Annotated in this window: 10 protein-coding genes; 9 read left to right on the top strand and 1 reads right to left on the bottom strand. The window is 67.4% G+C overall.

Annotation, left to right across the window (positions count from 1 at the left end; all coding sequences use genetic code 11):
• From BGI27_RS17055 to cobT, 9 genes are all read left to right on the top strand, one after another.
• On the top strand, positions 1–587 hold a 587-nt coding region (locus BGI27_RS17055; protein WP_223871888.1), incomplete at its 5' end, for an aminotransferase class I/II-fold pyridoxal phosphate-dependent enzyme.
• The gene (locus BGI27_RS17050) at positions 584–2197 is read left to right on the top strand and encodes a cobyric acid synthase (protein WP_095525987.1); all 1614 of its coding nucleotides are present in this window, start codon (positions 584–586) and stop codon (positions 2195–2197) included. The genes BGI27_RS17055 and BGI27_RS17050, both read left to right, overlap by 4 nt.
• 123 nt (positions 2198–2320) lie before the next feature.
• Positions 2321–3337, top strand: coding sequence for a FecCD family ABC transporter permease (locus tag BGI27_RS17045; protein ID WP_095525986.1), 1017 nt, complete (start codon positions 2321–2323; stop codon positions 3335–3337).
• Positions 3334–4128 carry an ABC transporter ATP-binding protein gene (locus BGI27_RS17040; protein WP_095525985.1) on the top strand — a complete coding sequence of 265 codons (795 nt, stop codon included), beginning with the start codon at positions 3334–3336 and terminating at the stop codon, positions 4126–4128. Before BGI27_RS17045 ends, BGI27_RS17040 begins: the two co-directional genes overlap by 4 nt.
• Positions 4125–5042 (top strand): cobalamin-binding protein, encoded by a 918-nt coding sequence (locus BGI27_RS17035; RefSeq protein WP_170942859.1) that lies wholly within the window; start codon positions 4125–4127, stop codon positions 5040–5042. Before BGI27_RS17040 ends, BGI27_RS17035 begins: the two co-directional genes overlap by 4 nt.
• Positions 5039–5617, top strand: coding sequence for a bifunctional adenosylcobinamide kinase/adenosylcobinamide-phosphate guanylyltransferase (locus BGI27_RS17030; RefSeq protein WP_095525984.1), 579 nt, complete (start codon positions 5039–5041; stop codon positions 5615–5617). The genes BGI27_RS17035 and BGI27_RS17030 overlap by 4 nt, the downstream gene beginning before the upstream one ends.
• Positions 5614–5829, top strand: a complete 216-nt coding sequence (locus BGI27_RS18355) for a hypothetical protein (protein WP_223871887.1) — start codon at positions 5614–5616, stop codon at positions 5827–5829. The genes BGI27_RS17030 and BGI27_RS18355 overlap by 4 nt, the downstream gene beginning before the upstream one ends.
• Positions 5830–6219 carry a transglutaminase-like domain-containing protein gene (locus tag BGI27_RS18350; protein ID WP_223871886.1) on the top strand — a complete coding sequence of 130 codons (390 nt, stop codon included), beginning with the start codon at positions 5830–5832 and terminating at the stop codon, positions 6217–6219.
• 77 nt (positions 6220–6296) lie between these two features.
• Positions 6297–7361 (top strand): nicotinate-nucleotide--dimethylbenzimidazole phosphoribosyltransferase, encoded by a 1065-nt coding sequence (gene cobT, locus BGI27_RS17020; protein ID WP_095525983.1) that lies wholly within the window; start codon positions 6297–6299, stop codon positions 7359–7361.
• A gap of 16 nt (positions 7362–7377) precedes the next feature.
• On the opposite strand, the gene BGI27_RS17015 is transcribed toward cobT, so the two are convergent.
• The coding region (locus tag BGI27_RS17015; protein WP_141239835.1) for a transposase at positions 7378–7781 on the bottom strand (404 nt) is incomplete at its 5' end.

The following is a 7781-nucleotide window of genomic DNA, read 5'->3' as shown; positions in this document are numbered from 1 at the left end:
GCGGCGGCCTGCTGGTGGTCGACGAAGCCTTCATCGATGCCACACCCGAGGCCAGCGTGATCGATCAAGCCCATCTACCCGGCCTGATCGTGTTGCGCTCGCTGGGCAAGTTCTGGGGCCTGGCCGGTATCCGCTGCGGCTTCGCCGCCGCAGAGGATGCGCTGCTGGACACGCTGGACGCCTGCCTGGGCCCGTGGGCCGTCAGCCATCCCGCGCGCTGGATTGCCCAGCGCGCACTGGCCGACTGTGGCTGGCAGCAGGCCACGGCAAGCCGCCTGCTGGCCGCCAGCGAACGCCTTGCCAGCCTGCTCGACGCGCACGGGCTGGCCTTGCGCGCTGTTTCGCTGGGTGCCGACGCCGCAGGCCGAGGCGCTCCACACGGCTTTCGCGCGGCACGCCGTGCTCGTGCGCGCGCACGAAGGCGGCCTGCGCTTCGGCCTGCCCGGCGCGGAAGCCGAATGGCAGAAACTCGAAACCGTGCTGCGCGAGGTCATGCGATGAGCCCGGTCATTTCCGTAGGGTGCGCCATGCGCACCGATCCGGCCCATACGCATGGCAACCCGGTGCGCCCGCAGGTGTCACCATGAGCACCCGCACCCTGATGGTGCAGGGCTGCACTTTGGATGCCGGCAAAAGCGCCGTGGTCGCCGCGCTCTGTCGCTGGCTGGTGCGCCAGGGCGTGCGCGTCGCCCCCTTCAAGCCGCAGAACATGGCGCTGAATTCCGCCGTCACCGCCGATGGCGGCGAAATCGGTCGCGCCCAGGCTGCTCAAGCCATGGCCTGCCGCATCGCGCCGACCACTGACATGAACCCGGTGCTGCTCAAACCGAACACCGACGTCGGCGCGCAGGTGATCGTGCAGGGACATGCCATCGGCAACATGGACGCGCTCGACTATCACGCCTACAAAGCCACTGCCAAAGCAGCGGTGATCGAATCCTTCAGTCGCCTGTGCACGCAATACGAAGCAGTGATCGTCGAAGGCGCCGGCTCGCCGGCCGAGATCAACCTGCGCGCCAACGACATCGCCAACATGGGCTTCGCCGAAGCGGTCGATTGCCCGGTGATCCTGGTGGCCGACATCGACCGCGGCGGGGTATTCGCGCATCTGGTGGGCACGCTGGAACTGCTCTCACCCTCGGAGCAAGCGCGCGTGAAAGGCTTCGTGATCAACCGTTTCCGCGGCGATATCGCCTTGCTGCAACGCGGGCTGGACTGGCTGACGCAGCGCACCGGCAAACCGGTGCTGGGCGTGCTGCCCTACCTGCACGGCCTGCAGCTCGAAGCGGAAGACGCCATCTCGCGCGACCAGCCCTCACCCGGCGCTGCGCGCATCCCAGGGGAGAAGCCTGCGGAGCCCCTCTCCCCTTGGGAGATAGGCGTTGGGGAGAGGGCCAGGCTGCGCGTGATCGTGCCGGTCACGCCGCGTATCTCGAACCACACCGATTTCGATGCCCTGCGCCTGCATCCACAAATCGACTTCCGTTTCATCGGCCCGGATGACCCCATTCCGCATGCCGATCTGATCATCCTGCCTGGCTCCAAAGCCGTACGCGCCGACCTCGCTTTCCTTCGCCAGCAAGGCTGGGACGCGGCGATAACAAGGCACCTGCGCTACGGCGGCAAACTGATCGGCATCTGCGGTGGCTTCCAGATGCTGGGCACCGAGATCACGGACCCGCATGGTCTGGAGGGCCCGCCGGAGACAGCTGACGGGTTGGGCTGGCTGAGGATGCGCACCACGCTTGAGTCCGCGAAGCAGCTGCGTAATGAGCGCGGAACGCTCAAGCTTTTATTGCCGTCATCCCGGCGCAGACCGGGATCCAGCGAAAGCGTAGCCGCCAGGTCCGATCTGGATTCCGGCCTTCACCGAAATGACGCCGAAATTGAAGTGATCGGTTACGAAATCCACGCTGGCGTGACGACCGGCCCGGCGCTGGCTCGCCCTGCCGTGCAACTCTCCGGCGGCCCGGACGGCGCGATCTCGGCGGACAACCAGATCCTCGGCACCTACCTGCACGGCCTGTTCGACACGCCGGCCGCCTGCGACGCCCTGCTCGCCTGGGCCGGCCTGACGGACGCGGCCTCGCCGGACATCACTGCGCTGCGCGAGGCCAGCATCGAGCGGCTGGCCGACACCCTCGACACCTTCATGGACACGAACAAGCTGATGGCGATTCTGGAGAGGCACGAATGAACGCTTCCGCCATGCTTCACGCCCCTGAAGATCAAGACTCCGGGCGGCTGTGCATGCTGCAACAGGCTCGGTACGAACGGGTTGGCAAGACCCGCCCGCTTCCCCTGAGCGTTCGTCCCGCACCTGTCGTGGAGCGGACGGTTCGTACCCCCTCACCCCTTTCCGACCGATGACCCTCAAGCCCCCCCTCTCGCGCTCGCCCTGCTGCTCGCCGCGCTCGCCACGCCGGCCGCGCTCGTCTTCGGCCTGATGGCCGGCTCGGCCGGCTGGGGCTGGCCTTCGCACGAGATCTTCTGGCTGATCCGCGTACCGCGCGTGCTGGCAGCCTTCGGCACCGGTGCCGCGCTGGCGCTGGCAGGCGCGCTGATCCAGCTCGTCAGCCGCAATCCGCTGGCCGACCCCCACGTGCTGGGCGTGACCAGCGGCGCCTCGCTCGGCGCGGTGTTGATGCTGGCCTTCGCCGCCGGCCTGCCGCTGGCGCCCGAGATCGGCGCCGTCTGCGGTGCGCTGGGCTCCATGACACTGGTGTTCGGCCTCGCCTGGGGCGGCATGAACCGGGGCTTGTCACCCAGCGCTGCGCCGGGCACGGTACTCGTACTGCTGGTCGGTGTAATGGTCGGCACGGTATGCGGGGCGGGCGTCTCCTTCACGCTTTCGGTAGCCAACGATTCCCAGTTGCGCAACATCGTGTTCTGGCTGCTGGGTGATCTCAACGGCGCCAGCCTGTGGTGGCCGATCTGGGCCGCGGCAGGCATCGCGCTGCTGCTGGTCTGGCCGCGCGCCCGGGAGCTGGACTGGATCGCACGTGGCGATGCCTGGGCATGGACGCTGGGCGTGCCGGTCGCACGCCGCCGCCGCACCGCCATCTTCGCCGCCTGCCTGGTCACCGGCGCTGCCGTGGCCACGGCGGGCAGCATCGGCTTCGTGGGCCTGGTGGCGCCCCACATCGTGCGCCTCACCGGCCTGCGCCATGCACGGCTGCTGATTCCCTTCTCGGCCGTATTCGGCGGTGTGTTCCTGGTGCTGGCCGATACCGCCGCACGCACGCTGATCGCGCCCGTGCAACTGCCGGTGGGCGTGATCTCGGCGGCGGTCGGCGCACCGCTCTTCCTCGCCCTGCTGTTGCGGAGGCACGCATGAGCGCCCGCATCAGCCTGCAACTGGAAAACCTGCAATTGCGCGCCGGCGGCCTGCCGGAGGGGCGCATGCTGATCGAATCGCTGAACGTCAGCATCCAGTCTGGCGAACGCTGGGTGCTGCTGGGCCCCAATGGCGCGGGCAAGTCCACCCTGCTGATGGTGCTGGCGGGGCTGGTGCAACCCAACGCGGGCGAAGCACGGCTGAACGGCCACCGGCTCGCCGACTGGGCACCCGCCGATCTCGCCCGCCAGCGCGCCTGGTGTCCGCAATTCTGGTTCGACCCCTTCCCGGTCAGCGCCTGGGAAACCGTGGCCAGCGCGCAACTGGCGCTCTCGCCGCAGGCGGATGCCGCCCAGGTGGAAACCACGGCGCGCCGGTGGCTGAGCGAGTTCGGCGTCGGCCACCTCGCCGACAATGACGTACGGCTGCTCTCCGGCGGCGAGCGCCAGCGTGTGGCACTCGCCACGGCCTGCGCCCAGGACGCGCCGTTGCTGCTGCTCGACGAGCCCAGCGCGCACCTTGACTGGTCACACCAGGCCTTGCTGCAGGCGCGCCTGAAACGCTGGAGCAGTAGTGGCGGCACGGTGCTGGCCGCCGTGCATGACCTGAACCTGGCCTGGACGCTGGCGAGCCACGCCCTGCTGCTCGATGGCCGGGGCGGCGCACTGGCCGGCACGCGCGAAGAAGTGCTCGGAGCCGGTACACTGTCACACGCCTACGGCGTTCCCGTCAGCCAGCGAGAGGAAGACGGACGCCGCTGGTTCCGCATCGATCTGGAACACTCAGCATGAACCGCCTCACCGCCTTTGCCCGCCGCCTGCTCCCCCTTCTGACGCTGATCCCCGCCTGCGCGATGGCTGCGCCGATCACCGTGCGCGATGACAACGGCAGCACGCTGACCCTCAAGACACCCGCACAACGTGTGATCGCGCTGGCCCCCAGCCTGGCCGAACTGGTCTTCGAAGTCGGCGGCGGCGAGAGGCTGATCGGTGCCGTGGAATACAGCGACTACCCGCCGCAGGCCAGCAAGCTGCCACGCATCGGCAGCAACCAAAAGCTGGATCTGGAGCGCGTCGTCAAACTCAAGCCGGATCTGATCCTGGTCTGGTATCACGGCAACGCCCATCGCGAGATCGAACGACTGGCCGCGCTGAAGATCCCGATGTTCCACCTCGAGCCGAAAAACATCTCCGACATCCCCGGCGCCATGGAACGCATCGGCCGCCTGCTCGACACCCGGACAATCGCTGACGCGGCGATACTGCGCTTTCGCGACCAGCACGCAAGACTGCTGAGGGAATATGGCGGGCGGGCTCCGGTGCGCACCTTCTATCAGGTATATGAACGCCCGCTGCTCACCATCAACGATCATCAGCTCATCTCAGACGTGATCCGCCTGTGCGGTGGCGTGAACGTCTTCGGCAAGGAGCCGATGCTGGTACCCCAGCTCTCCACCGAAAGCGTGGTCGCGGCCAATCCGGAAGTCATCCTCACCGCCAACATGGGCGGCGGCGGTGGCACGGCGCAGCGCGCCATGGACGAGCCCCGGCTGGCCGAATGGTTGAAGTTCGGCAACATGGCTGCGGTGAAAAGCCAGCAACTGTGGCTGATCCCGGGAGATCTGATCAGCCGCCACGGCCCGCGCATCCTCGATGGAGCGGAAGCGGTCTGCACGGCGCTGGATGACGCAAGGAAACGCCGGTGAGCCGCCATCTCGTGATCGGCGGCGCGCGCTCGGGCAAGAGCCGCTTCGCGCAGGCACTCGCCGAGGCCCACGCCGGCGACGTGGCGCTGATCGTGACGGCAGAGATTCTCGACGAGGAAATGCGCGAACGCATCGCCAGACACCAGGCCGAACGCCCCGCACACTGGCATGCCACCGAGGCACCGCTCGATCTGCCCGGCGCCATCGAGCGCCTGGCCGTAGGGTGCGCCGTGCGCACCAATTCCACCGACATACCCGACAATCCGGTGCGCACGGCGCACCCTACATCCTTCGTACTCGTGGATTGCCTCACGCTGTGGCTCTCCAACATCTTGTGCACGCAACCCGAACGGCTGGATGAATACGCCGACGCGCTATGCATTGCCATCGGCAACGCACGAGGCGAACTGGTACTGGTCTCCAACGAAGTCGGCTGGAGCATCGTGCCCGAGAACTCCCTCGCCCGCCGGTTTCGCGACGAGCAGGGGCGGCTCAACCAGCGCGTGGCCGCACTGTGCGATGAAGTCACGCTGGTGGCGGCCGGGCTGCCGCTGCGGCTGAAAACCCCCTCATGAAACTGAACCCCGTAGCCGCGCTGGCCGACTATCTCGCGCCCTGCGCCATCATCGATGCGGATCATCCCGCCATCGTCGCCAAGGCCGCTGAACTGCACGCCGCCCAGACCGGGCCGCTCGAACTGGCACGCGCCAGTTTCGAATTCGTGCGTGACGGGATACGCCACAGTTGGGACGCACAGCAAGGGCCGATCACGCTCAAGGCGTCCTAAGTGCTGCTTGCGGGCTTCGGCTACTGCTATGCGAAAAGCCATCTGCTCGCAGCCCTGCTGCGGGCCAACGGCATTGCCGCCGGGCTCTGCTATCAACGCCTTTCCTGTGGCGAGTCCGGCCCTCCGTACTGCCTGCATGCGCTCAACGCCGTCCTACTGCCCGGTTCAGGCTGGTACCGGATCGACGCACGCGGCAACAAGCCTGGTGTCCAGGCGGATTTCACTCCGCCGCAAGAACGACTGGCTTTCGACCTGCGGGATGAACACGAAGCCGATTTTCCCCTGATACACGCTGCGCCGCTGCCAGTAGTCGTGGCAGCCCTGCGTGCCGCGCCGGACATCTTCTGGCTGTACGAGCACCTGCCGGATCTCATGCCTCCACCTGCGTAAGGTGCGCCATGCGCACAGTCGCTACGATATCGACGATCAAACGGTGCGCATGGCGCACCCTACATTCCAAAGCAAACATGACCATCGCATTCGACATCCAGCCTCTCTCCCGCGAACTCGCTGCCGCGTTACAGCACCGCCTCGATACCCGCACAAAACCGCTGGGCAGCCTGGGCCGGCTGGAAGCGCTGGCCTTGCAGACCGGCCTGATCCAGCAAAGCCTGACTCCCCGGATCCAGTCTCCACGCATCGCAGTCTTTGCCGGCGACCATGGCGCGGCCAAAGCGGGCGTGGGCGCCTACCCGCAGGAGGTCACGATGCAGATGGTGGCCAACTTTCTCGCAGGCGGCGCTGCCATCAACGTGATGGCGCGCGAGACCGGGCTGACGCTGGCCGTGATCGACTGCGGCGTGGCCAACGAAGTGCCCGGTCAGTCGCAAGCCGGCGTGGAATACCACCTCGCCCGCCAGGGCCGGGGCACCGCCAATTACATCGAACAGCCGGCGATGACGGCAGCCCAGCGTGACGCAGCGATCGCTGCCGGTGCGGGGCTGGTGCGCCGGTGGCACGCGGAAGGCTGCAATGCCATCGGCTTCGGCGAGATGGGTATCGGCAACACTTCCAGCGCCAGCCTGCTGACGCACCTCATCACGGGGACACCACTGGCCGAAGTGATCGGACGCGGCGCAGGCCTGGATGACGCCGGCCTGGCGCGCAAACAGGCCCTGCTGGCGCAGGCTGCGGCACGCACGGCAGCCCATCCCCTGACGGCATCCGAAGCGCTGACCGAATTCGGCGGCTTCGAGATCGCCACCATAACCGGCGCTTTCCTGGCCGCCGCCGAAGCCCGCATGCTGATCGTGGTGGATGGCTTCATCGTCACCAGCGCACTGCTGGTTGCTCATGCCATCGCGCCAGCCGTACTGGACTATTGCGTATTCGCTCACGACAGCGCGGAGCCCGGCCATGCGGCCCAGTTGCGCCATCTCGACGCCACGGCGCTGCTGCAACTGGGCATGCGCCTGGGTGAAGGCGCCGGCGCGGCCCTGGCCTTCCCCCTGATCCGCGCAGCACTCGCCTGCATGAACGAGATGGCGGGGTTTGAGGACGCGGGGGTGAGTACAGCGAGTGCCGAGGACTGAGCAACCGTCTTGGCCGTCAAGCGCTATGCATAGTCGAATCCCACATCGAGCCATGTTTCGCAATGGCGTTGAGCATCGTCAGCAGCTTGCGCATGCAGGCAACCAGGGCCACCTTCTTGCGCTTGCCCGCCGCCAGCAGGCGCTCGTAGCAGGCCTTGAGCGCCAGGTTATGCCGGACTGCCGTCAACGTAGCCATGTACAGCGTTCGCCGCACATCTGCGCGCCCGCCCCAGATGCAGCGCTGGCCACGCATCTGGCCAGAGTCGCGGTTCAGGGGCGCCACGCCCACCAGCGCGGCGATACGGCGTCGGTCGAGCTTGCCCAATTCAGGCAGTTCGGCCAGCAATACCGCCACGCTGGCCGCACCGATGCCCGGCACACTCGCCAGCGCCTGGGCCAGCGCGGCGTGATGGCTCTGCA

The organism is Candidatus Dactylopiibacterium carminicum, assembly GCF_014736495.1.
In the GTDB taxonomy this organism is placed as follows: Bacteria; Pseudomonadota; Gammaproteobacteria; order Burkholderiales; family Rhodocyclaceae; genus Uliginosibacterium; species Uliginosibacterium carminicum.
The sequence above is the reverse complement of the archived record's forward strand: the minus strand, read 5'-3'. Positions and strand labels throughout refer to the sequence as shown.

Excerpts from the sequence above, each read along its gene's own strand:
- BGI27_RS17050 (WP_095525987.1), top strand. The coding sequence starts at position 584 with ATGAGCACCCGCACCCTGATGGTGCAGGGCTGCACTTTGGATGCCGGC.
- BGI27_RS17040 (WP_095525985.1), top strand. The coding sequence starts at position 3,334 with ATGAGCGCCCGCATCAGCCTGCAACTGGAAAACCTGCAATTGCGCGCC.
- BGI27_RS17035 (WP_170942859.1), top strand. The coding sequence starts at position 4,125 with ATGAACCGCCTCACCGCCTTTGCCCGCCGCCTGCTCCCCCTTCTGACG.
- BGI27_RS18355 (WP_223871887.1), top strand. The coding sequence starts at position 5,614 with ATGAAACTGAACCCCGTAGCCGCGCTGGCCGACTATCTCGCGCCCTGC.
- cobT (WP_095525983.1), top strand. The coding sequence starts at position 6,297 with ATGACCATCGCATTCGACATCCAGCCTCTCTCCCGCGAACTCGCTGCC.